This is a genomic window from Thalassospira sp. GB04J01 (assembly GCF_000751115.1).
GTDB classification, from domain to species: Bacteria; Pseudomonadota; Alphaproteobacteria; order Rhodospirillales; family Thalassospiraceae; genus Thalassospira; species Thalassospira lucentensis.
In genome coordinates, this window is sequence record NZ_CCDX020000009.1 from 104,953 (window position 1) to 127,940 (window position 22,988).

Annotated in this window: 19 protein-coding genes and 1 tRNA gene; 15 read left to right on the forward strand and 5 right to left on the reverse strand. The window is 50.3% G+C overall.

Annotated features, from left to right (window positions below; genetic code table 11):
• Positions 1-81: 81 nt before the first annotated feature.
• The 11 genes from AMM48_RS07720 (at position 82) to AMM48_RS07770 (ending at position 12,356) form a co-directional block, all read left to right on the forward strand.
• Positions 82-1,338, forward strand: a complete 1,257-nt coding sequence (locus AMM48_RS07720; protein WP_139192122.1) for an MBL fold metallo-hydrolase — start codon at positions 82-84, stop codon at positions 1,336-1,338.
• 911 nt (positions 1,339-2,249) lie between these two features.
• Positions 2,250-2,885, forward strand: a complete 636-nt coding sequence (locus tag AMM48_RS07725) for a TnsA endonuclease N-terminal domain-containing protein (RefSeq protein WP_102783582.1) — start codon at positions 2,250-2,252, stop codon at positions 2,883-2,885.
• On the forward strand, positions 2,882-4,930 hold the full coding sequence (locus AMM48_RS07730; protein WP_071240267.1) for a Mu transposase C-terminal domain-containing protein: 2,049 nt from the start codon (positions 2,882-2,884) through the stop codon (positions 4,928-4,930). The genes AMM48_RS07725 and AMM48_RS07730 overlap by 4 nt, the downstream gene beginning before the upstream one ends.
• Positions 4,923-5,885 (forward strand): TniB family NTP-binding protein, encoded by a 963-nt coding sequence (locus AMM48_RS07735; protein ID WP_071240266.1) that lies wholly within the window; start codon positions 4,923-4,925, stop codon positions 5,883-5,885. Before AMM48_RS07730 ends, AMM48_RS07735 begins: the two co-directional genes overlap by 8 nt.
• On the forward strand, positions 5,872-7,473 hold the full coding sequence (locus tag AMM48_RS07740) for a TniQ family protein (RefSeq protein WP_083379365.1): 1,602 nt from the start codon (positions 5,872-5,874) through the stop codon (positions 7,471-7,473). The genes AMM48_RS07735 and AMM48_RS07740 overlap by 14 nt, the downstream gene beginning before the upstream one ends.
• Positions 7,474-7,492: 19 nt before the next feature.
• Positions 7,493-8,404 carry a hypothetical protein gene (locus AMM48_RS07745; RefSeq protein ID WP_139192121.1) on the forward strand — a complete coding sequence of 304 codons (912 nt, stop codon included), beginning with the start codon at positions 7,493-7,495 and terminating at the stop codon, positions 8,402-8,404.
• A 78-nt stretch (positions 8,405-8,482) separates the two neighbouring features.
• Positions 8,483-8,842: a hypothetical protein gene (locus AMM48_RS07750; protein ID WP_146030391.1), complete on the forward strand. Its 360-nt coding sequence runs from the start codon at positions 8,483-8,485 to the stop codon at positions 8,840-8,842.
• Between the two features lie 238 nt (positions 8,843-9,080).
• On the forward strand, positions 9,081-9,452 hold the full coding sequence (locus AMM48_RS07755; RefSeq protein ID WP_083379364.1) for an MbcA/ParS/Xre antitoxin family protein: 372 nt from the start codon (positions 9,081-9,083) through the stop codon (positions 9,450-9,452).
• Between the two features lie 146 nt (positions 9,453-9,598).
• A tRNA-Ile gene (locus tag AMM48_RS07760) sits at positions 9,599-9,675 on the forward strand.
• Between the two features lie 262 nt (positions 9,676-9,937).
• Complete coding sequence (locus AMM48_RS07765) at positions 9,938-11,728, forward strand: thiamine pyrophosphate-binding protein (RefSeq protein WP_071240262.1); 1,791 nt, start codon at positions 9,938-9,940, stop codon at positions 11,726-11,728.
• Positions 11,729-11,750: 22 nt separating this feature from the next.
• Positions 11,751-12,356, forward strand: a complete 606-nt coding sequence (locus tag AMM48_RS07770) for a MarR family transcriptional regulator (RefSeq protein ID WP_198413509.1) — start codon at positions 11,751-11,753, stop codon at positions 12,354-12,356.
• Between the two features lie 9 nt (positions 12,357-12,365).
• Here AMM48_RS07770 and AMM48_RS07775 read toward each other — a convergent pair whose 3' ends face one another.
• From AMM48_RS07775 to AMM48_RS07795, 5 genes are read right to left on the reverse strand one after another with little or no spacing between them, the layout of a single operon-like run.
• Positions 12,366-12,806 carry a hypothetical protein gene (locus AMM48_RS07775; RefSeq protein WP_071240260.1) on the reverse strand — a complete coding sequence of 147 codons (441 nt, stop codon included), beginning with the start codon at positions 12,804-12,806 and terminating at the stop codon, positions 12,366-12,368.
• 4 nt (positions 12,807-12,810) lie between these two features.
• Positions 12,811-13,659, reverse strand: a complete 849-nt coding sequence (gene nadC / locus AMM48_RS07780; RefSeq protein WP_198413514.1) for a carboxylating nicotinate-nucleotide diphosphorylase — start codon at positions 13,657-13,659, stop codon at positions 12,811-12,813.
• A 29-nt stretch (positions 13,660-13,688) separates the two neighbouring features.
• Positions 13,689-14,681 (reverse strand): ABC transporter substrate-binding protein, encoded by a 993-nt coding sequence (locus AMM48_RS07785; protein WP_175484487.1) that lies wholly within the window; start codon positions 14,679-14,681, stop codon positions 13,689-13,691.
• A complete protein-coding gene (locus AMM48_RS07790; RefSeq protein ID WP_244271161.1) occupies positions 14,678-15,901 on the reverse strand; it encodes a Gfo/Idh/MocA family oxidoreductase in 1,224 nt (407 codons plus the stop codon). The genes AMM48_RS07785 and AMM48_RS07790 overlap by 4 nt, the downstream gene beginning before the upstream one ends.
• On the reverse strand, positions 15,885-16,835 hold the full coding sequence (locus tag AMM48_RS07795) for a PDR/VanB family oxidoreductase (RefSeq protein ID WP_071240258.1): 951 nt from the start codon (positions 16,833-16,835) through the stop codon (positions 15,885-15,887). Before AMM48_RS07795 ends, AMM48_RS07790 begins: the two co-directional genes overlap by 17 nt.
• 134 nt (positions 16,836-16,969) lie before the next feature.
• Here AMM48_RS07795 and AMM48_RS07800 point away from each other — a divergent pair, with 134 nt between their 5' ends.
• The 4 genes from AMM48_RS07800 (at position 16,970) to AMM48_RS07815 (ending at position 22,900) form a co-directional block, all read left to right on the forward strand.
• A complete protein-coding gene (locus AMM48_RS07800) occupies positions 16,970-18,247 on the forward strand; it encodes a Rieske 2Fe-2S domain-containing protein (protein WP_071240257.1) in 1,278 nt (425 codons plus the stop codon).
• Positions 18,248-18,430: 183 nt separating this feature from the next.
• Positions 18,431-19,909, forward strand: a complete 1,479-nt coding sequence (locus AMM48_RS07805; RefSeq protein ID WP_071240287.1) for an aldehyde dehydrogenase family protein — start codon at positions 18,431-18,433, stop codon at positions 19,907-19,909.
• Between the two features lie 88 nt (positions 19,910-19,997).
• Positions 19,998-20,981 (forward strand): TAXI family TRAP transporter solute-binding subunit, encoded by a 984-nt coding sequence (locus AMM48_RS07810; RefSeq protein WP_063086240.1) that lies wholly within the window; start codon positions 19,998-20,000, stop codon positions 20,979-20,981.
• A complete protein-coding gene (locus tag AMM48_RS07815) occupies positions 20,978-22,900 on the forward strand; it encodes a TRAP transporter fused permease subunit (RefSeq protein ID WP_071240256.1) in 1,923 nt (640 codons plus the stop codon). Before AMM48_RS07810 ends, AMM48_RS07815 begins: the two co-directional genes overlap by 4 nt.
• Positions 22,901-22,988: the final 88 nt, after the last annotated feature.

A 22,988-nucleotide genomic window follows, 5' to 3' on the forward strand; every position in this document is an offset into this window, starting at 1 on the left:
TGACAGCCAGCGCCTAAAGTTGAAATAAACCTCTTACACCGGAGTGTAATTTCTTCTGTATATTTTTAGTGGGAGGCACAATTGCCAACTCAGGTTATCCGATGCCAACACCCTGTTGGTCAGGGCGGTTTTCATACTTCTGAAATCAGAATCCGCAGTTCAAGAACGGAAAAGTTCACCATCGTGTATGATTGCGGAGCAACACAGAATGACGCTCTCCAGCAATCTATAGATTGGTATGTAAATAATTACGAAAAAATTGATCTTCTTGTCCTCTCGCACTTGGATAATGATCATGTGCAGGGACTGGATCAATTACTGACACATATAAGTGTCGATACCGTCTTAATTCCCTATATTGATCAGCAAGTAAACCTCGCTGATATTTTTCGTATTGAGGCTGAAACTGGTACCAACCTAAATCACATTGAGGCATGCCTTGAACCAGATGTTTGGTTTGGCAAACGTGGAGTTGGCCGCGTAATTCGTGCCAGAGGCAACAGCGATGATGATATGCGAGCACCTGAAGAACCGCCGCGTGACGCTGGGGAGAGAGATGAACTAGGCTTCAGCTTAAAAGTCGATAAAAACAAGCTGAAACAAGTACGAAAACAAAAATCTGCCCAAGCGGAGCTCTCCGATCTCGCACCAGGTTCCTGTCTTGGAATTTCACATCCAAGTTCTTCCATTGACTGGGTATTGATTCCCTACGTCTCAAGTGAACCTTCTGTCAAACTGGCAGACTTTCAGCGTGAGGTTCGAGCGATTCTTTTTGGCAGCAAAACGACAAAGAGGCGCATACGTTCCGAAGACCTTGCCACTAGCCTGAAAGATCGCCGTCAACGCATGAGGCTCAAAAGAGCTTATGGTCGATTTAAGCCGAGCAGAGCAAGAAGCACCCACAACCATGTGTCAATGTCCCTGTATTCTGGACCAATGTCACCGTTCAATCCTGCAACTCCAAAGTTTCAAACCTTCCTACTCACTCACTGGCCACATTCTAATCTGGATGCGTGCCCTGTGGGGTGGTTAGCTACTGGTGACGCACCTTTCAGAAACGAAGCATATCGAACCAAGTGGATGCATTATTATCACCGATATCTTCAGAATATTTCCACTTTGGTTTTATCCCATCACGGCTCACGCCTAGACTTTCATCGAGATTTGGTTTGCGCGACAAGTGCGTATAACTTCGTCGCAAATGCCAGTGATCCCCCCCAATATCGGGGACATGCGAGCGACGAGATACATGACTACGTGGAATCTCACGGCGCGAATTTCATTCATGTTTCCCAATATCCAGAATCAGAATTCCTGGAGATTATCCAAAAGCTTTAACTACAACCTTTTGTCCGGAAACCTCAATTAACGGACAAAATCACTCCCGAAACGATTGCCGTAATCTCACCATGTCACGTGCCACAAAAGTTGTCATTCGTGCCACAAAAGCTGTCATTTGTGCCAAGAAGTTGACAACGATTTCGCACTACGGCGGCAGCTTCTTCTTACCTATGTCTAGAGCATCATCGAAACAGCAATTAGCTGGTTTGTTGTTCACGCCGACCAGGAATTCGCGCCTGGAGTTTGACCTGGTCGGCCATATGTTGCCCCAGCCCGAGCATAAATTAAGAAAACAGCCCCGAGTCTTATAAGTTACTCAATCGGCATCAGGTTTTTTCCAGGCTGGCTTAGCCTGCAACAGGCTACTTTGACCACTTCATTTCAAATCGAAATTAAATTTAAGGTTGAATTATTTGTTATGAAAATGGATACAGAATTTGGATTTGTATTTCGGAAATACATAAAATTGTCAGTTGTTTGTTGAAGGGCGTACCATTGTTAGAGGACTTCCAGAGAACTGATATAATCCTAATTTTAATACAAAAAAATGAGTCTGTACTAAGGAGAATTCTGTAAAACGGATTTGGAAAATACAGAATCGACGTGGATGGGTAATGCAGAATCGGCAGTATTTACAAAAAATACTATGCAACCATTGGTATGTTTTCTGCTTTGAGGGCAAGTTGACAAAAATGCCTGTGGCAGGATTATGAAGCTCGAAATAAATCCGTAAAGGGAGGCCCCAAAACGCAAAAAACCGATCCAGAGAACTGAACCGGTCAATTACGTCGCTAAAGCGAGCTAGTTTGCACCTCCTCCTTTAGCACGTTGCCAAATCCAAGGCAAGCACTGCGTGTCAGCACGCCACGGGTGAGCTTTGCCTGCATCATGCGAAGGAGAAACTTATTATGAAACCGGTACGCCAAGTTGTAAGCCGCAGCAAAGGGCGAGTGCACGGTCTTTACTACAGCCGTAAGGTCAAACGTCTACTTCCCTGGGAATCTCAGCTTGAGAGAGATGCCCTCATCATTCTCGATCTCATTCCCGAAGTTGATGATATTGCGGTGCAGCCATTCAAATTGAACTACCAGTTTGATGGTCGGGAGAGAGTGTATTTTCCGGACATCTTGATCACTGGTGACTTCGGTCGGACAGTGATTCAGGTCAAGCCCAAGCGCGATCTTGGGAAGCCGGAGAATTTGAAACGGTTTCCGGTTATCGAAACGGTATTAGCCGAAAAAGGCTATCAGTTCGAGATTTGGACGGAAGATGACATTCGGCGGGAACCAAGAAGTTCGAACGTCAGGTCCCTTAGTCCTCACCGCTTGAGTGCTTCCCCAGAGTTCGATGCGAGTAGGTTCAGGTCCTATTCCGAGAGCGCAGGAAGTTTCCTGATTCAGGATGTGGTGGAAATCATGGGTGAAGAGGCGACCCTTGATGACGCTTTGACACTGGTCGCAACGGGACAACTTAAGCTCAATCTGGATGAAAAGATCGGGAGGATGTCCTCTGTCGAACTCGTGGACGAGGGAGGAAGGAAATGACAAGAATTCATCTTCCTGAAGGCTCTCGCCTAGCGTTTCAAGGTGCGCAGTATAAGGTCGTGACTTTGACCGAAAACCAAGACGTTCATCTCAGTAGTCTGGATACGGGCGAGCCGCTGCTGATACCGTCTAAAGAGATTGCACAGGCAGTATTTGACGGTGAAGCGGAGATTTTGAGCGACTTTACCAATTATGCTCAGCATCAGTTGGTCTCATTTGACTCTTTTAGTGATCAGGAGCGAACAGAAGCTCGAGCCAGACTCGCATTTGTCAGGCAGGTGGATGGGGCGTCAGGTGCAAGCAATCTTAATCAGGCAGTTAGCTGTGTAGTTCGGCGTTGCGATCAAGACGGTTGTGAAAACATTCCCTCCAAACGGACCCTAATGCGCTGGTACAAATCCTGGATTTCCGGCGGGAAGGATATTCGTGCCTTGTTGCCTAGAAATTGCTTCAAGGGCCCGGACAAGATGCGTTTTGACAACCGACTTGAAAGTATCGTTTGGGAAATTGTGCATGAACGGTATTTGAAGCCGGAATACAGTACCGGAACGGAGATTTATCGGGCTATCTGTCGACGAATAAAAAGGGAAAATCAGACTGCGTCGGTTGGCATGAAGTTAAAAGCTCCCAGCCGTCGGACAATTTATAGGTACCTCAGCAAACTGGACCCCTATGAGGTGCTTGTAGCCCATCATGGCCAGCAGGTGGCAGAGCAAAAGTTTGGTCCTGTCGGTTCGGGAGTTATTACGAGTTATGCCTTGGAGAGGGTCGAGATAGATCACCACTTGGTAGACTTATTGGTTGTCTACCCAAACGGTGATGTGATGGGGCGCGTCTGGGTGACGCTAGCCTTAGACAGCTACAGCCGCATGGTGGTCGGGTTTGATATAAGCCCTGAACCACCCTCCTATCGCTCAATCATGAGGTGCTTGAGAAATGCGATAAGTCCTAAGGACAAGTTCATAAAAAGCGTTGTTGATGAATTCAATGCCCAAAGCGGCAATGAAATAGAAGCTGACATCGAACATGAGTGGCCTTGTTTGGGCATGATCGTTGTTTTGGTTGTCGACAATGGTTTGGAGTTCCACTCACAGAATTTGCTTGATGCCTTAAGTCAGCTTGGAATTTCTATTGAATACAACCCGAAACGAAAGCCACGCTATAAGGGGAAGGTCGAGCGGTTTTTTGAAACGCTCAATTCAAAACTGATCCATACGCTTGACGGGACGACGTTTTCCAACACTAAAGAGCGTGGCGATTATGAGTCCGAAAAGAACGCCAAGCTTACCATTCAAGATTTGATGTTGCTTGTGACAAAGTTTGTGGTCGATGAGTATCCAAACACCTATCACGAAGGGATCAGGGACTGTCCTATTAACAGGTGGACAAAAGGTACGGAAAAGCATCCCGTCCGCCTCCTAAGTAACCTCGAAGATTTAAGTGTTCTGACTTCGTGCGTTGAAACATGTACGTTGTCGCGTATCGGCGTGCGGTTGTTCAATCTGCAATTCCAATCAGAAGCTATCAAACTGCTTTACCGTCAGCTGATGACCGGAAGAATGAACTTGGGGCGCAACCCAAAAGTTCGCGTTAAATATGATCCAGAAAACCTGCTCATGGTTTATGTGGAGGATGCGCGGAACAGAATTTTCTTACCTGCAAGTTGCGTATATGCCTCATATGCTGACGGTTTGTCGGTTTGGCGTCACAAGTTGATCAGCAGGGTTGTTTCCAAGGAGACGGACGGTGCACGCAAGCACTCTGAGGAAAAGCTCCTCAATGCTCGTGTGACAACCTTCGAGCTCGCGCAGCAACTTAAGACTAGTAAGCGGAAGGTGCAGCGAAACAAGGCTCACAGATATGTTCGAGAAGAAGTCATAGCTGAGGTGGTGACTAATTTCGAGAATGCATCAGAGGATAAGCAAAGAGAAGATATTCCAGTTCAGGAATTTGATTTTTCATCTGATGAGATTGCAGCAGAGATCGAAAAAGCTCACTGGAAATCAACGTCTCCGTCCAGAGGAACGGGAGGCGATAATGCATAAAGAAATGATCCTGACCGATGCTCAAGCGGATGGTTTGGCAGCTTTTCAAAATCAGAGGATTCATCATAACCAGTTCCAACAGGCAACTGCTCGGATAACAAACTTTCACCGATCAGGTGCTCGGGCATATGCGCCAGGTATAATGACGTTGGTCGGAGAAACCGGAGCTGGAAAATCGTCTATCATTGAGAACTTTTGCACAGTCGCAAATAGTGAACACGATTGTAGTCGAGTTCTGTCCATTATCATTCCGCAAAGTTGCACGATCAAAAACCTGGCGTCCCGTATCCTTCATGCATTAGGGGATCCGTGCGCGAGTATGGGCACGCGAGAGTCTATGGAGCGACGGATCGCACGGTTTGCAGATCACGCCAGTGTTAGCATGCTGATCTTCGACGAATTTCAGCATTTGACCAACAAAGGTAGTCAAGCTCGTCGCTACGATACGGCCGATTGGTTGAAGACGCAGCTCGAAATTTTACGTAGGCCAGTGTTGTTTGTTGGACTTCCGGAGGTCAACGACATCTTTATGGTGAACCCTCAACTTGAAACGCGCCGGCGCGGGCGAATTGAGCTGCACCCATTTGATCCTTCGACGAAGGATGGTGCGAAAGAGCTCCTAATGTTGTTCCATTTCTTGAACAACGAACTGCCGTTGCCTGATCCGTCAAAGTCAGTTCTTAAAAGCAGTGAAGTCATGTTGAGGCTTGCTCGGTCGTGCAAAGGGCTAATTGGTTACATCACAAAGGTTATCTATCGAGCTGTTGAAATCGCGTTGTTAGCGCGGTGTCAGGCACTCACTGAACAACATCTTCTGGCTGCTCTTTCGGAGCTAAAGGAAGCGTCTGCTGAACTCGATACCAAGGCTATTCGGCCATCGCAACCGGGGCAGAGCAAAGCGGTAGGTAAGATGAAAACGGGGCAACGGAAAGGGGTATCTGATGTACCTTTCTGAAGTCGTACCAATTACTGCGCCGCCTATTCGAGACGAGAGCTTGATTGGATATCTGATACGAGTTTCTCATATCAATTTCTATGAACGTTCGTCGTGGATTCTGAAGCTCGCTGGTCTCGATTACTCAAGGATCAAAGCGTCAAAGTGGAACAACGCTCTGCCGAAACTTGCCGAAATCTTGGGGCAAGGTACCGGAAAACTTAGCCTTTTGGCTCCTTTGAACGCCCTCGAGGGAAACCACTCAAAGGTCGGAATACCAAATGGCGAGGTGATCTCTAGATATTTCCTTGAGTGGCCAACGAAAGCAATTTGCTCTCAATGTGCTCGGGAAAATGGATATCTTTCGAGTTTTTGGGATCTGAGGTTGGTGACGCATTGCCCCAAGCATCTTTGCAGATTACGAGAGGTGTGTTCAGATTGTGGTGAGAATTCCCGTTTTTATCGAACAACTGTCGACTTTTGCAGGTGTTCAATGCCCAACGAGAATGCAGATTCTGCCCTATCCAATGCGCATATTGGCTTGCTAAGGCTTTTGTCCAACAAGTATGTGGGGACTGATTTTGATTTGGAGCAGTACGGTTTTTCGAACCAACTAAAGAGTGCTTCCTTTCGAGAAATCATAGAGACAGTCGCAATACTTGGCTCTTCACTTCTCAGTTACGCTAATCTGGATGGAAGATGTTACCATCAGTTGAGTGTGGATAAGATAGTGAGCCACGTGGCAGTATCTGCCGATGCGCTCGCCAATTGGCCGAACGGTTTCATCTCTCACATAGGGAAGTTGTTCTTTCCCGCTGAGGACTATTCAGCACTGTCTTGCGTTGGATACAGTCTGGAAAAGTTGTATCAGTTTAGTCTAGATCATCAGGACCGTATCCCGGTCGTTTTTGCAGGTTTCGAGGCTTATCTGCACTCGGTGGCTGGCGAGGCACCAGTGGTGTCGCCGAAAACTATTACCCCTAGATCTGGGAGACACAAATGGCTTGTTTGTGCTGCTGACGCGCGCGAATGGCTTCGGGTCAGCCGGGAGCACTTCGATAGGTTGATCAAAGAGGGGCATCTGAAAACCGTCACGTTCCGTCGAGGGGGCACGGTAAATCGACTTCTTACTCACGAAAGTATCGATGCTTATCTGGACTTGAAGTCGAGATTGATAAGTATCGGTGCTGCAGCCAACATGTTGTCGATCTCCTTGCATACTCTGAAGACATTGGTCGATGCGGGCTTCTTGAGGCCGTTCCATTCTCCAGATCTGGATGGCAACCATTGCTGGCGCTTTGATGAAGAAGTTGTTGCCGGGTTCCTGCATGAATTGGAAGAGACTGCCAAAAAGTGCTCAATTCTTCCGGTGCAGTTAGTGGCAGCTGTGCAGAAGTACAACAAGCAGGGGCTGTCATATGTGAGAATGTTGAAGATGATCAAAAAGGGAGAAATTGAATTGTTGATGTACTCCCAAAAGGAACGTGGGTTTCTCAAGTTCGGGGTTGATCCAGAAGTTCTTCAAAAACTTTTCAGCGATGAAAGACAATTTTTGCAGCCTAAACCTGTCCCTGAGTGGCATCGCAGAACAGGTTTGTTCAATGGTTGACCGAAGCAGGTGGACCTTCTTGCGTGCACTGCTCTGGCAGGGAGACAAGCAAAGGCGCTTGAGTGAACAAGAAATGCTTAACGCCTATGAGCGGGGATGGAGGTTCAATGATATCCTTGCTGAGCCGACGGTAGATGAGCTCAAGTCCATCGAGGCACTGGCATCATCTCATGGCTCATGGCTTGAGGTTGAATGCAAGAAGCTGATTGCAAAGCGGTCTAAACATGAGCCTAAGAACGCTATTATTCACGGACACAAACCAGCAGATATAAAAACTGTTGTAAGCGCGCTTTCAGCGGACTTTATGCAAGATCGCAGTCTTGGATTGTCTGGTCGCACTTCATTGTTTGCCTCAGTAATTGGTTTTGGTGCTCCGGATGAAGTTCGCCTTACCCTTGTCAATCCGCTTGAAAACATCAAAGTATTCCGAGACGAGATTTCTAGGGCTGGGCCCGAGGTGTTGTTTGAGAGCCCCAAGATCGAACCATTCGTTTTTGGGCAATGCTACTTTGATCAGTCAGGTGGGTGGTTTAGCGTTAGACCTTCCGCGAAGGCACCAGGCATCAAGGTCTCCGTGCTTTATGATGAGAGGGGAAAAGCGCTTGAAGTTGGTTCGTACAAAGAGAACCTTGGTAAAACTCTTCCAAGCGTTGCACTGAATGACGAGCTTGCTTCGGGGCTTGTTGATCTTTCTGAGGGTGCATTTTCTGCGGAGTTAATGAAAGATGCCTTGGAGCAAGTCGTGCTCTTCACCGCGTGTCTTGGTGACCTCGAGCGCGTGATTGATCAGATCAAAGCTCAGGGTTTACATCGTGAGCAGATGGAAAGATTCTTGCCGCCGGCATTTGAAGAAACAGAGGGGCTTGAGAGCCTGGAGCTGCTTTACTCAAGAGGCGCGGCAAAGCTGAAAGCTCTACTTGAAAAGTTGTGAATGTAATGACCTTGGAGCGCTGTATAGCGAGCCGTCGATGATTAGCTTTGCTCTCACGGGCAGTTCTGATGGGTTGATTTGGCATTCAGCCCTTTCTCTGTCTGGTGCGAAGCTTCTCTGGATAATGGTGTGCCAATGCCTGCAAGAGATTTTGAAGATGATTTGTTGAAAAAATGCGTTGCCGTTGCCCGTGGCGAACGCGAGAGTGCAACCAGTCAGATTGAAGCAAATGTCTTTGAAGTTGCTGGATCGATTTTGCGGTCAAAGCTTCCGGTCACTGCGGAAAAGTTGATTGCCGCGGCTGAGAGTTACTTTGTTAACTGCCCAGATCAAAGACTGAAAGTCGTCGAGGTGGTGCGGAAGCAGTGGATCTATGAATTGTCGCGTTTCAGAAACCGGTTGATGCGTTTGCTAAATGAAAGGGGTGTTTCAAAGTGATGCGTCAGCGCATTCTCCGCAGGGTCTATAAATCACGGGATGAGGCACGTCAGGTTGTCTTCGATTACATAAAAATATTCTACATCCCGAAGAGCAAACATAGTGCCAACGGAATGGTGTTACCCGTCGAATTCGAAAGACGACAAATCTGATCAAACCGGGTTTCTTCAATTTCAGGGGCTATTCAGTGATATTGGTGAATTCTAGTTCTGGAGTGTGCTCCCGACTGGAGGTGAGAATGTCTAAAAAGCAGGTGGAGAACGTACTTACTCAGAAGGAATCTCAAGCATTGTGCCGCGCGGCATTCAGATTGTTGAAGAACTGGGAGCTCTCGGATGCCGAAGTGCAGGTTCTTCTTGGTGACAACGGGATAGCGTTTAGGAACGAGCAGCAAAGCCCTAGTGACGACATGTTGGTTCGGGCGCATTTGTTGTTAGGCATTCATAAACAGCTGAGGGTGCTTTTTGTCGACAAACGGCGAGGCTATCAGTGGGTGAAGAAGCCGAACCAAACCTTCGGTGGTCTGAGTGCCTTGGAGGTGATGGTGCAAAGAGGCGTTGAGGGTATTTTCCACGTCAAAGAATATCTCGAAGCTGAAAATGCTCATTAGGCTGAAATTAAAGTGTCTGAGACAAATTGCCCCAGCGATGTCGCTGTTAATGTCCATGAGCGTGAACTGAGTTTGCGCTTGACCTTGGGCCGAATATATCTAGTTTACGGCGGCGTATTGAGGATCCGCAAACTCTTACTCAATCGGGGCCTGTAGCTCAATTGGTTAGAGCCGACCGCTCATAACGGTCTGGTTGCGAGTTCGAGTCTCGCCGGGCCCACCACCTCTGTTAGACTTCTAAAAATTACTGATAGATTGTCGAGTTATTGGCAATTCAAAACTTATCTATCTTCCACCTGATGTGACCTCGGGCACATGTGTAGGGCTTTAAGGGTCACCCTAAGTCAGCAAAAAAGATGACCGTTGTTCAATAGTAGCCCAAGTGTATGTAGAAATCCCGTTTGACATAATGTTAGATATCGAAGTATTTAAAAAGAAAACTTCTAATTTGCTTTGATAAAAGACGGAAAAGTCCGGGAGGAAAAATGGAAAAGGTCGAGAATCCTGTTGCGTCAGGATCAGAAGGGCTGTGGGGCAGTGACCTTATTGCTGAGATATTACGTGCCCTTGATGTTGAATTTGTCGCTCTTAATCCCGGATCCAGTTTCCGTGGTTTACATGACAGTCTGGTAAACCATCTGGGCAATAAAGACCCCAGAATGCTTCTTTGTCTGCATGAAGAACACACTGTCGCGATTGCGCACGGATGGGCGAAAGTCACCGGACGTCCGATGGCCGCAATTGTCCATGCCAATGTCGGCTTGATGCATGCAACAATGTCGATCTATAACGCCTGGTGTGATCGCGTCCCCGTGTTGGTGTTTGGCGCAACCGGTCCGGTTGACGCAGCTGAGCGTCGACCATGGATTGACTGGATCCATACATCTCGGGATCAGGCGGCCTTGGTGCGCCCGTATGTTAAATGGGATGATCAGCCCGCCTCCCTTCCTGCCTCGCTTGAAGCCATGATCCGTGGTGCGACAATTGCAAAAACCGCACCGATGGCGCCAGTTTATGTTTGTTTTGATGTCTCGGTTCAGGAAGAAGAAGTCACCGACCCGGTCAAGTTGCCAGATGTCAGTCGCTTTGCACTGCCTGCCCCGACTGTCCCTTCACGCGAAACCTTGGTCGAACTGCACACATTGCTGCAAACCTCAAAATCGCCCGTATTCCTGATGGGGCGGGTGTCACGTTCTGCTGAAGACTGGGCGCGCCGTGTGGCACTGGCCGAAGAATTTAATGCACGCGTTTTGACCGATATTAAACTTGGCGCAGCCTTCCCGACGGACCATGCGCTGCATACTGGCGCGCCGGGTTTCTTTATGTCACCAGATGGCGCGAAGGTTTTGAATGAGGCAGACCTTATTGTCAGTTTTGACTGGGTCGATGTTGCCGGAACGCTCAAACAGGCAGGACCAGTGGCCGAAGCAGCGAAGCTTGTTCAGGTGTCTGTGGACCATCAGCTTCATAACGGTTGGAGTATGGACCATCAGGCCGCTGTGCGGGCCGACTTGCATATCGCATCAGAACCCGATGTTGTGATCAAAGCGCTTTGCGAGGAAACTGGCATAGAGGCTGGGTCCCCCCCGGAAAACCTGCCCGCAAAATGCATTGGCACAGTGTCCGATGAGAGTGCGCCATTGGATGTCGATAGTCTTGCTGCTGCGATGGGTGAGGCCCTGTCAGATGATGTGGTGTCGCTGGTTCGCCTGCCCCTCAGCTGGGGCGGCGATTCGTGGCATTTCCGTCACCCGCTTGATTATCTTGGCTATGACGGCGGTGCTGGCATTGCGTCTGGTCCGGGCATGCTGGTGGGGGCTGCACTTGCGCTGCGTGACACCGACCGACTGCCGGTTGCTGTATTGGGCGATGGCGATTTTTTGATGGGTGTTTCGGCCTTCTGGACTGCGGCACGCTATGGCATTCCGTTCCTTGCGATCATTGCCAACAATCGATCCTTCTATAATGATGAAATCCATCAGGAAAAGGTCGCAATCAGCCGTGATCGGCCGGTCGAAAACAAATGGATCGGGCAGCATATTGGCGGGCCGGATATTGATCTGGCAGCAATGGCACGCGCACAGGGGGTCACTGCATTTGGTCCGGTCAGCACCGCAGCGGAACTGAAATACGTGATCAAAGAAGGGCTGGCAGCGGTCAAGGCCGGTCAGCCTGTTGTCATTGATGCGCGCATAACCCCCGGTTACACAAAGGCAATGTCTGCTGGCATGACGCGCACTGCCGAAGAAACGGCAGAAGCTGACGAAGGTCAATAAGATGTTTGCCGTTTGAGCGTGCTTGGCAGTCATCCTGTCAAGCACGTTTGACTTCGGTCTGGGACGACTGTATCAGTCAATCCGAAAACATTTTCAATTGGCTTTTAAGGGCATCTTTCGATCGATGGCGGATAAAGAAAATAAAGTTCCCAACTCGCGAGAGCGTTTTGCGCACATTATCCGACTTGCAACGCGCGGTTTTAACCGGTCCCTGCAAATTCGGCTGTCATCGCATCATGTCACATTCGGACAGTGGATCTTTTTGCGTATCCTCTGGGATCAGGAAGGTCTGACCCAACGAGAGCTGGCCGAAGAAGCCGGCTTGACCGAGCCAACCACCCACACCGCTCTTCAGCGCTTGGAAAGCCTTGGTTTCCTCGAAAAGCGTACCCTTGCAGGTAACCGCCGCAAACAGCATGTCTTTTTGACCAAACGTGGCAAGGAATTGCGTATTGAGCTTGAGCCGCTTGCAATCGAGGTCAACGAAGTTGCATTGGCCGGGCTCAGCCCTAATGAGTTGGAGATCCTCCGCAAAGGGATGCTGACCATCCTCGAAAACCTTGAGGAAGATGAGAGAAAAGCGGGTGAGGAAGGACGTAAAGTCCCCCCGACCCGCATTCCAACCTAAGATCTTCAATCAGGCTGCTGAGAGCTTTTCGATCAATGTGTCTGCCGTTGTGATTTCGCGCATCGGCATTCCATCGCTCGAGGCATCCGGTTCCGCATCATACCGCAAACCTTCCCCATCCCAGAACCACCAGTAAACAACATTGCCTTGTTTGTCCCGGATAGGAGTTCTAAATGTCGGAAAGGTGCTGTCGGTACTGGGGATTTTCGTGCTGCCGATTTTTTCCCCCGCTAGCGTGCCTTTTTCAATGACAGAGAACAGCGGCAACATGCAGGTGAAGGCCGTTATTCCCGCCGCAAGCTGCGCGATATCATCCGGGCGTTTGTTGTGCCGCCCGGGCAGAGCACGAACGACTTCTGGATAGGCGGGATGGTTATGGGTGACTTGAAGATACCCAAACCCGTTTGGAAGTTTGACTTCGATAATATCGCCTGGTTGAAATTGGTTCATTTTCTTATCCCAGTGTTACGTCGAGGCCGATATCAAGGGTCGGTGCCGATATGGTGATTTTCGAGCTTGAGATATAATCAACCCCGGTTTCAGCAACGTCCTTGATGGTGTCGATATTGATGCCACCGGATGCTTCGATCCGCGCACGGCCGGCATTAAGGGCAACGGCATCTTTCAGACCGTTGATGCCGAAATTATCAACCAGCACCGTTGATGCGCCCGCTGCAAGGGCTTCTTCAAGTTGTGTCAACGTGTCGACTTCGACCTCGATCACGACAAGATGGCCGACATAATTGCGGGCAGCTTCAATTGCCTTGGTGATAGATCCGCAAACGGCAATGTGATTGTCCTTGATCAGGACGGCATCATCGAGACCAAAGCGATGGTTGGCGCCGCCCCCACAGCGCACCGCATATTTTTCAAATGCGCGCAGGCCCGGTGTGGTTTTCCGCGTGCAGCAGATTCGTGCTTTTGTATGAGCAATTAGATCGGCGAACTTTGCGGTTGTCGTTGCGATGCCTGACAGATGGCACAGGTAGTTTAGCGCGACACGTTCCGATGACAGGATGGCCCGCGCATTGCCGGTAACCCGGGCGATTTCATCACCCGGGGTCAGAAAGTCACCATCCTTCTTGAAGACCTCAAACTCCAGCCCCGCACCAGCCATTGCAAATGAACTACGCGCGAAATCCACGCCACACAAGCGTCCGGCTTCACGGGAGACCAAAGATACTTTTGCACTGAGATCCGGACCAATTGTTGCATCTGTGGTCAGGTCACCCGCACGCCCAAGATCCTCCTTAAGGGCGGCGCGAACGCCTTCCTCGATCAGGAGGTGGGGTAATGATGGCATGACTGCAGATGTTTTTGCGATGGTATTGGTCATAGGCTGAAGACCTCACGCGTGGAGGGGTGGAAAAGCTCGTCGATCGAAAGTTTGCGCGGTGAAAGTCCCTGGCGGTAGTGATAGTCAAGGAACGTCTCTATGACTTTGCGGTTTGGCGCAACGCCATATGGCCACAGATCATCACCCAGAAGGTTTTTCGCACGATCAAGTGTATCTTCGACGAACGGCATGGTGACCTTTGTCGCAGATGTATCGCTCAGCGCGTCAAGTGCCATTTTCTTTGACTGCGAGAACGCCTTGAGCAACGCACCGGGAAGCCACGGATGTTGCTCGGTCAAGCTTTTGCGGACACCCAACACATGCATGATCGGGAAGATCGACGTACGTTTGTAGTGGTCTTCTGCCGCAGAGATGCTGTCAGAGAACAAACGCCCGACATGCGGATGGCCTTCATTGAAGCATTTTGGCCAACGCGGGCCAATGAAGCCGTCAATTTCGCCATCTGCCAGCATCTGGTTTAGCGTCGCCCCCTCTGGCGCTTGGGTCATTTTGACATCATCAGGCAGATCAACCTTGATCTTTTCCGGACGGCCCGGCGTATCCATGCCGCCGCGTACCCAGTGGATGTCTGATGGCTTTACCCCATAGTCGTCTTCAAGAATCCCACGCACCCAGACATTGGCCGTCAGCTGATATTCCGCAATACCGATACGGCGTCCCTTGAGGTCTTCGGGGCTTTTGATGCCTTTGTCCGTTCGGATGTAAACTGATGTGTGGCGGAAAGCGCGCGACAGGAAGACCGGAATTGCCACATAGTGGGATTCATCACGCGCGAGCTTTACGCAATAGGACGAAAATGAAAGTTCGCTGACGTCGAAATCTTCGTTACGAAACGCCCGGAAGAACATTTCTTCAGGGGATAGCAGCATTGATACCGGATCCACGCCATCGATTTTGACACGTCCATCAAAAATCGGTCTGGTGCGATCATAGTCTCCGTAGGCGAGGGAAAGTGTCAGGTTACTCACGAGTTTCCTCCAATGTTTGTTTCTTTTGTCTGAATTTGATGGACCAGCTTGACCGGTGAGACGGTTTCTGCGGATTGCATAATGGCGTGGCAGGCTTCAAGCGTAGCAAGCCCCCAACGTCCGGTTTGTGACGGCGATACGTTATGCCGGACGGCGTTGATCAAGGCTGAATTGACACCGGCTCTTGGCCCCATCTCAAGCGGTGCGGGGATGAATTTCTGTTCGAAATGGCCGTACAACCAGACCCCGTTTGGCGTGATCCGAAGATCACCGCCGTCACATGACACAATGATCGGGCCAAAATGTTCGTGGTTTGGTGCTGGTGGTCGCGCCGGGGTTTCGCCATATGTTCGACCGGATTTCAGTGCGGCCTCTTCTTCAGGGTTTGAAACCTTGGCCAAAGCTTTGCGGGATTGGCCATAGTTTTCCGGATCTTTTGGATAGCCAAGTTCACCAACCCAGCCCTGCCAAACATCGGAATCAAAATGCGCGTAGCCCGAATAGGTCAACGAGGCAAAGGCACCGCCTTCAAATGTTGCCAATGCGCTATATGCACCTTCGGTTGGGCGGGCTGGATCCCAGTTTCCGGTTGCAGCAGTAATGGTATTCATCATCCCGCCACCCAGAAGGCGCACAATATCAAGCTGGTGGACAGCCTGACTGAAAATCACTCCGCCACCTTCTGCGGTGACGAGTTCTTCAGGCCGACGCGGGCGATATAAAAAGTCAGTATAGTTCATCGCATGGATCATGCGAACTGCACCGATATCACCGGACTGAATGATCTGATGAGCCAGCATAACCGCCCCATCAAAGCTGTGGCTTGGGCCAACAATCAGTTGCACGCCTGCTTTTTCGCAAACTTCGACCATTTTGACGCCGTCTTCGAAATGGATCGCAAGCGGTTTTTCCACCAAAACATGCTTTCCAGCCTTGGCGGCAATTTCAACGTGATCGACATGCATTTGATGCGGTGTGGCGATATAGACGGCTTCAACGTCCGGGTCGGCACAAATATCCTCGACATGTTGATAGGTGCGCCCGCCGAACTCCTGCTCGAACGCAGTACGTGAACATTCTCGTGGTGCGCATGCCGCGACCAGTTGTATGCGGTCATCGGCATTAAATGTCGGCAGTGTTAGCATGAACCCGCGACCAAGCCCGATCACGCCAAGGCGCAAAGGCTCCTCAAGGTTCGGCTGCTTAGAGTTCGATGACAAGGTTTCCCTCCTTTGCGCGGGAGACGCAAATCATGATCTGGCTGTCTTTTTCCTCATCCATCAGGACCATATCGCGATGATCAACATCACCCTCGATCAGCTTGCAGCGGCATGTGCCACAGGTGCCGCTTTCACACGAACTGACCGTTTTGATGCCATTATCACGAAGCGCTTCAAGAACGGACCGGTCAGCAGGGACGGTAATCGTGGTCTCAAGATTTGCCACCGTTACCTCAAAGGGTTGGTCATCTTCGCGGACGGCATCAACGGCTTTGAAATCTTCGAAATGGACGCGACCTTCTGGCCAATGACCTGAGATCGCTTTGATTTCTTCCATCAAGGGCGATGGGCCGCAGCAATAAACATGCCCCGCGCCGGGTTCCTCGAAGTGATCCCAGAAATCATAAACCTGATTCAGATCGCCATTGTCGTGATGAAACTTAACCCGTGATCCGAAGGCACTTTTGATGTCATCAAGATATGCGGTTTCCTCGGCAGAGCGGGTGCAATAGATCATCTCGAACGGCTTGCCCTGGGCGGACAGGTGATTGGCCATCGCATAAATTGGCGTTACCCCGATGCCCCCGGCAATCAGCAAATATTTCGATGCATTTTTAAGTGCGAACGAGTTTTCCGGCGCCTGTATGGCAATCTCGGTTCCAACTGTCGCCGACTCGTGCATAGAGGATGATCCGCCACGCGATTCCGGTTCGCGTTTTACGGCAATCACGTAATTTTCCGGAAATTCCCCATCATTAACAAGTGAATAGCGGCGCATCGCACCGGATGGCGTTTCGACGGTGATATGCGATCCCGGCGCAAAGGCGGGGAGTTCGATCTCATCCACGGGGGAAAGCGTAAACTCGCAAATATATTGCGTTAGCTCGCGCCGCGCCTCTACACGCATTTTTATGCTTTCTAATTCTGTTGACATTTTTTCCTCCCGAAGTAACTTTGGTGAATAAATTAGATATCTAATAATTCTTGTCAAGTCACTAGACGCCTGTAATGATGTGACATCGATTATTCGATATCTAAGAACAAACGCCAAGGAGGAGAGTTCACGTTATGCTCAGTCATGAAGAGAATGACCTGTTAGCCCGTGTGGAGGGTGATGCACCGATGGGCAAGCTGATGCGTCAGCACTGGACGCCGGTTTGCCTGATTGAGGAAGTCGCAGAAGCAGACGGTAAGCCGTTGCTGGTCGAAGCGATTGGTGGCCGCTATGTGGCCTTTCGTGATTCAGAAGGGAAGCTTGGTCTTCTTGATGAGCTCTGCCCGCACAGACGCGCATCACTGGTTTTTGGACGTAACGAAGATTGTGGTCTGCGTTGCCTGTATCATGGCTGGAAGTTTGATGTTGAAGGTAACTGTGTTGCCATGTCGTCCGAACCCGAAGGCAGCCCGCTTCATGAAAAGGTCAAACACAAGTCCTATAACACGGCCGAGTGGGGGGGCTTTGTCTGGGCATGGCTTGGCGAAGAAGAAGACATGTATCCGTTTTCGCCACCTGCATTTGCCCCGACCGAAGATACCCAGGTTTCAATCCTGAAAATCAGGATTCCGGCCAACTGGGCGCAGATTACCGAAGGGCAGATCGATTCCGCACATTCGTCCAGTTTGCATTCATCGGATATGAAACCGGCCCGCGTTGAAGGCGCTTCCGCGGATGATCAGGCATGGTACCGCCCTTCGACGGATAAATCTCCACGCATGCAGACCCAAACGACCAGCTACGGCTTCCACTATGCTGCGATCCGTAAGCCGATCAAAAATCCTGGTACCCATTACTATCTTCGTATTACCGAGTATATTGCACCCTATACATCTCTGATCCCGCCAAACAACAACTACAATGTTGCCAGCGTAATTGTGCCGATCGACGACGAGACAACGCACTTCCACTTCATTGCTTGGGGGGGGAAGGCGTGTCCAACTACTGAGGAATGGCGAAAATTCAACCACTCCCAGAAGGGTGTCCATCTCGATGAGCGCTGGGTCTCGCAACGTCAACTGCATAACAATTTTTTGCAAGACCGACAGGCGATGAAACTCGGCAGCTTTACCGGGGTTTACGGTATTCCAAATCAGGACATCGTAATGTGGGTTTCCATGGGGGCTATTGTTGATCGTTCCGATGACATTCTGGGCGCCTCGGATCTGGCCATCGTCGAGTTCCGGCGGTTGATGGTTGATGCTGCAAAAAAGGTTGCTGCCGGCGGAGAAGCTATCGGCACAACTGAGCCGCGCGTACCCCATTCTAGTATCGCGTCACGTGAAGGTGTTTACCCTCAAACCCTTGATTGGCGGACGCTTGTCGAAGAAGAAAGTGTCGCTGCAGAGTGACTGAAAGCGGGTGGGCGGGCGAGATGTCCGCCCCTATCGTAAAATAAAACTAAGATATCTAATTTTATGGTTGACTGAGGGCGTAGGCTGCCATTTAATTTAGATATCTTATAAAAAAGAACAGATCGACTTAATCCGTAGACAAAAAAATAAATGCGCGGATTTTCCTGGGAGGAAAACAGCATGAAGTCATCAAAAGCTTCTAGCGTCGAGGACCTGTTGACCGAGGGAGTCCCTAAGGGACTGTATTACGGCGGTGAATGGCACCGCGCTGAAAGCGGTGTCATTACGGTTTCCTCGCCATCAACTGGGGCCGAACTTGCCCAAGTTGGCAGTGCCTCTGCTGCTGATCTGGACCAAGCTGTCAAAGCAGCTACCGCCGGACAAAAGCTTTGGAGGCGGACTACGCCGCGTGAACGCACACTCGCCATGCGTGAAGCTACAAACATTATCCGTGCCAACAAGGAAGAGCTTGCGCGTCTTGATGCGCTTGACAGCGGGAACTCTCTCAAAGGTATGCTGTTCGATGTCGAACTCGCAGCATCCTTGATGGATTTCTTTGCCGGACTTGCCACCGAATTAAAGGGTGAAACCGTTCCGGTAGGTGCAGGTAAAGTGAACTATGTTGTGCGTGAACCTGTTGGCGTTGTCGCGCGCATCGTGCCGTTTAACCACCCGCTGATGTTCGCCTGCGCAAAACTTGCGCCACCAATCATGGCTGGTAACAGCGTGATCATCAAACCATCAGAAGAAACACCGCTCTCAAGCCTTAAAGTTGCCGAATTGATTGGCGGGCTGTTCCCACCGGGCGTTTTGAATGTGCTGAATGGCGGGCCTGATCTGGGGGCGGGACTTTCAACCCATCCCGGTATCGCCAGCGTCAGCGTTGTCGGCAGTGCCGCAACCGGTCGTGCCGTCATGCGTCAGGCTGCCGATACACTTAAACATGTGTCATTGGAACTGGGCGGAAAGAACGCACTCGTCATGTTCCCGGATGCGGATGTTGAAAAGGCTGTTCAAAGCGCGGTCAAGGGCATGAACCTGCCATGGACAGCAGGACAGTCTTGTGGCTCGACCAGTCGGGTGTTCGTTCATGAAAGCCTATATGATTCCGTCGTTGATCAGTTGGCAGCCGCATTTGATGCAGTAAAGCCGGGCGATCCACTCTCACCTGGTACCGAAATGGGCTGTCTCTCGACGCGCGGTCAGTATGACAAGGTCCGCGGTTACATAGAAATAGCGCAGAATGAAGGTGCCAGGATGGTGGCGGGCGGCGATGTACCCGAAGAGCTGTCTCATGGCTTCTTTGTTCGACCGACTGTATTTGCTGACGTCACCCCTGATATGCGCATTGCGCAAGAAGAAGTGTTCGGGCCGGTGCTGAGCGTCCTCAAATGGAGTGACTATGACTCCTTGATCGAAGCGGTAAATGGGGTTGATTACGGACTCACTGCCTCGGTTTGGACGCGCGATATCTCACAAGCTATGCGTGCAGTTGATGACATTTGCGCCGGGTATGTCTGGGTCAACAATTCCAGCGATCATTTCCTTGGCACACCGTATGGCGGGATGAAGCAATCCGGCATCGGACGCGAAGAATGCTTGGGCGAGATGTTGTCTTACACCGAGCAAAAGAACGTCAATATCACTTTTGAGACCTGATGCCGTTCCAGTGGGACCTTTGACGGTCGGCATCCAATAAAAATAACAGAAATTATAAATTGAGATCTTACCCATTAGGGAGGAAAGAATGAGGCTTTTGACTCTTGCCGCGGCTATTGGACTGGCCTTCGGCGTTAACACTGCACAGGCTGAACCGGTAAACCTGACGCTCTCAGGTGGCAATCCGGGTGGCTTGTGGTCCCTTCTCGGCGCAGGTATCGACCGTGCCGTAAAGCAATCAGACCCAAATTCCGTTGTAACATATCAGGCAACTGGTGGTGGATTTGCAAATATTGGTTTGCTGGGAGCAAACCGGACGGATACGGGATTAGTTCACAACGCTGAAGTGAAGATTGCTCTGGCAGGTGAAGAGCCCTTCAAGGCTCCTGTAAACAACATGCGTGCAATTGGTTACATGTATAATTGGGCGCCGATGCATTTCTTCTTGGCGAAGTCGATTGCCGACGAATACAACATCGATAGCCTCGACGATCTTGCAACAGCAAAAGCACCGGTACGTATTGGTGTAAACCGTTCGGGTAACATTACGTCCAACGTAGCGTTGTTCATGCTCGAACAAGCTGGGTTAACCACGGAAGCTGTTGAGGCAAATGGTGGACGCATTGTTCAGGCCGGGGCAAACGACCAGGCAGAACTGCTGAAGGATGGTCGAATCGACATTGTTACCAACGGTGTCTTTGTTCTTCATTCCTCATTCCGCGCAATTGACGAAAACAATGAAGTCATTGTCCTCGACATTCCCCAGAATGTAATTGATGCCACGAATGCCCGTTTCGGGACTCAAACTTATACAATCCCCGGGGGAAGTTATTCCAATCAGCCAAATGATGTCGAAACGTCGGCCCTTGGTGCTCTTCTGGTGGCAACGGATCAGATGGAGGAAGAAACTGCATATGACCTTACCAAGGCTTTGATTGCAAATGTTGACGAGATCAAGGCGGTTCACGGTTCTATGAAGGCGCTGACCCCGGAGCTTATGGCTGATCAGGATGTTTTGCCGTTCCATCCAGGTGCAGAACGGGCATATCGCGAGGCAGGACTTCTCAAATGATGAAGTCACTTGTTAACACAGGCCGCAAACGTAAGTTTGCGGCCTTACCCCACAAAGTTCTGATCAGCTTGGCGGCGCTATTTGCGATCGGGGTTATTTACGGCAACCTCTTCGTTATTTCGGACCCGCTTATAATTGGCATTCTGTTTCTTAGCGCCTTGTTCTCGATGCTCTTCTTGGTGGTTGGTGCAACAACTAATGCACGGGACAAACCGACCATTATTGATTGGGTGTTAAGTGTACTGAGCCTCGCTACCGGAGCGTTTTTCCTTGTGAATGCAAGTGTGATTTCAAGCCGGATTACTTTGCTTGAAGAGCTTACACCTGCTCAACTTTTCTTCGGGTCGTCACTTCTATTCTTGTCACTTGAAGCGACGCGTCGCACGACGGGTGCAGGTCTTACGATCGTTGTTCTCGGTTTTATGGCCTACAACCTGTTCGGTCACTTGCTGCCCCCGCCCTTTGGGCACGGAGTGATCGAATACACCTACCTGCTGGATGCGCTAATCTTTACAACGGACGGTGTCTTTGGTGTTCCGATCCAGGTTGTCGCTAGCTATGTTTTCCTATTTGTTCTGTTCGGGACGTTACTGTCATTTGCTGGCGGAGGGGACTTCTTCTTTAACCTTGCTGCCTCGCTGACCGGAAAGAGCCCCGGTGGTCCGGCAAAGGTCGCTGTTATCTCATCAGGCATGTATGGAACGATTTCAGGCAGTCCCGTATCTGATGTCGTCGCGACGGGCTCGATAACGATCCCAATCATGAAGCGCCTTGGCTATTCATCGCGTTTCGCCGGCGCAGTTGAAGTTGCTGCATCCACAGGTGGCAGCGCCATGCCGCCTATCATGGGCTCAGCCGCGTTCATTCTTGCTGAGTACACAGGGTTTGCGTATCGCGAAGTCGTCTACGCCGCGATTATTCCAGCGATCCTTTACTATCTTGGTGTTTTCTCACAGGTTCACTTGCGCGCGGTCAAACGCGATCTGCGCTCCTATCCAGATGATGTCCCTACGCTTAAGGCAACCCTCATTAATGGCTGGATGTTTATTGTCCCGATCGCGGTGATCATTCTCGCACTGTCGCTTGGTTATTCGCCAACCATGACGGCAGGCTTGGGAGCTGCTTCTGTCGTCATTGCAGCGGCTTGCTCTGCGCGAACCCGCATGAGCGTTTGGCGTGTAGTTGAAGGCCTTGGTGAAACCACACTGCGCATCCTCCCCGTTGCTGGCGCGTGCGCGGCTGCGGGACTTGTAATCGGAGGTCTGTCTATGACGGGCCTTGGCATGAAAGCGGCGAACGTGATCATGACAATCAGTGGTGCAGATCCGGTGATCACCTTGATGATTTCCGCTGTGGTGACCATCATTCTCGGTTTAGGGATGCCAACACCAAGTGCTTACATTCTTGCAGCAGTTCTCGTTGGGCCAGCGCTTTCAAAGTTGGGATATCCGCTTCTTGAGTCTCATATGTTCTTGCTTTACTACGCGATCCTGTCGGCCTTGACGCCACCGATTGCGGTTGCGGCGCTGGCGGCAGCGGCCATTGCAGAAGAGGACCCATTCAAGATTGCATTTGATGCAGTTAAACTTGCCGCAGTCGGCTTTCTGCTGCCATTCGTCTTTATTTGGAATCCTGCTATCATCGGTTCCGGTTCATCCATTGAGATTGGGCTTGCCGTGATCGGCGGTGTTATCGGAACGATTTCACTGGCGGCTGCAATAGAGGGCTATATGAATGGCACTCTGTCGCGGCTAATGAGAAGCTTGTTCATTTGCGTCGCTGTTGGCAGTGTTGCGCCGTACATGCTCGTATCTTTGGGTGCGATTGTTGTGGGCGGTGCACTACTTGCACGAAACTACTTCTCAACGTCACCCTCCTCGGCGAAAGAGGCGAAGGATCAAAAAGTTCCTGGAGCTTGATGCGTTCCAGTTGTGCAAGGGAGGTGTGCGCATATGCTTCATGCCTCCCTTTTTTTTCGCGATGTCATAGGGCTGTTTGATATTGCAT

Bases quoted from the DNA above. Each gene is read 5' to 3' on its own strand.
- AMM48_RS07725 (WP_102783582.1), top strand. From the start codon at position 2,250: ATGAAACCGGTACGCCAAGTTGTAAGCCGCAGCAAAGGGCGAGTGCAC.
- AMM48_RS07730 (WP_071240267.1), top strand. From the start codon at position 2,882: ATGACAAGAATTCATCTTCCTGAAGGCTCTCGCCTAGCGTTTCAAGGT.
- AMM48_RS07735 (WP_071240266.1), top strand. From the start codon at position 4,923: ATGCATAAAGAAATGATCCTGACCGATGCTCAAGCGGATGGTTTGGCA.
- AMM48_RS07740 (WP_083379365.1), top strand. From the start codon at position 5,872: ATGTACCTTTCTGAAGTCGTACCAATTACTGCGCCGCCTATTCGAGAC.
- AMM48_RS07755 (WP_083379364.1), top strand. From the start codon at position 9,081: ATGTCTAAAAAGCAGGTGGAGAACGTACTTACTCAGAAGGAATCTCAA.
- AMM48_RS07765 (WP_071240262.1), top strand. From the start codon at position 9,938: ATGGAAAAGGTCGAGAATCCTGTTGCGTCAGGATCAGAAGGGCTGTGG.
- AMM48_RS07775 (WP_071240260.1), bottom strand. From the start codon at position 12,806: ATGAACCAATTTCAACCAGGCGATATTATCGAAGTCAAACTTCCAAAC.
- nadC (WP_198413514.1), bottom strand. From the start codon at position 13,659: ATGCCATCATTACCCCACCTCCTGATCGAGGAAGGCGTTCGCGCCGCC.
- AMM48_RS07795 (WP_071240258.1), bottom strand. From the start codon at position 16,835: ATGTCAACAGAATTAGAAAGCATAAAAATGCGTGTAGAGGCGCGGCGC.
- AMM48_RS07800 (WP_071240257.1), top strand. From the start codon at position 16,970: ATGCTCAGTCATGAAGAGAATGACCTGTTAGCCCGTGTGGAGGGTGAT.
- AMM48_RS07805 (WP_071240287.1), top strand. From the start codon at position 18,431: ATGAAGTCATCAAAAGCTTCTAGCGTCGAGGACCTGTTGACCGAGGGA.
- AMM48_RS07810 (WP_063086240.1), top strand. From the start codon at position 19,998: ATGAGGCTTTTGACTCTTGCCGCGGCTATTGGACTGGCCTTCGGCGTT.
- AMM48_RS07815 (WP_071240256.1), top strand. From the start codon at position 20,978: ATGATGAAGTCACTTGTTAACACAGGCCGCAAACGTAAGTTTGCGGCC.